This is a genomic window from Actinotalea ferrariae CF5-4 (assembly GCF_000603945.1).
In the GTDB taxonomy this organism is placed as follows: domain Bacteria; phylum Actinomycetota; class Actinomycetes; order Actinomycetales; family Cellulomonadaceae; genus Actinotalea; species Actinotalea ferrariae.
Genome location: NZ_AXCW01000556.1, coordinates 1 through 547, shown reverse-complemented (window position 1 = coordinate 547; position 547 = coordinate 1). Strand labels below are relative to the sequence as shown.

Sequence of the window (547 nt, the reverse complement as noted above, 5' to 3'; positions counted from 1 at the left end):
GTCCAGGCCGGTGCCGCCAGCGGGCCGCCGGGGGCGCCGTCGGCGGTCCCGGCCCGGGCCAGCTGCCCGATGGCCCTGCCGGGGTGCGGGACAGGGCCCGTGTCGGTCGGCTCCGGCGCGGCGCGGCGGGACATCCGCACGGACCCGACGTCGACCGGCTCGAAGCCCTGGGAAGCCGTCGGACCGGACCCGTCCTGGGGGCCAGTGGCGTCGAGCTCGGCCTGCGCGGCGAGGCGGAGCTCACGCCGCGTCAGCGGGCGCGAGGCCTCCGCCGGGGTCGCGCCACCGGGTGTGCTGCTCGCCCCGGGGCGCTCCTCGCGGTTGTCGTCCACCACCACGCTCCTGTCGTCAGCGCGCGGCCGGCTCGCTCGGCGCCGCCGGGCGCACGAGGGCGCTCCGCGGCACAACACGCGCGGCACCGAAACTACGCCGAGACCACCCTCGGCGCACAACCGACCCACGGTCGGGCGTCGGTCGGACGTCGGCAGAGCGGGTGCAGAGCCGGTGCAGAACGGGTGCAGGGCCTTGCCTGGCGAAGCGAGGGGCG

1 protein-coding gene is annotated in these 547 nt (G+C 78.6%); it reads right to left on the bottom strand.

What is annotated here, in order from left to right; all coding sequences use genetic code 11:
• On the bottom strand, nt 1-332 hold a 332-nt coding region (locus N866_RS19285), incomplete at its 3' end, for a hypothetical protein (RefSeq protein ID WP_216699510.1).
• Between the last annotated feature and the right edge of the window lie 215 nt (nt 333-547).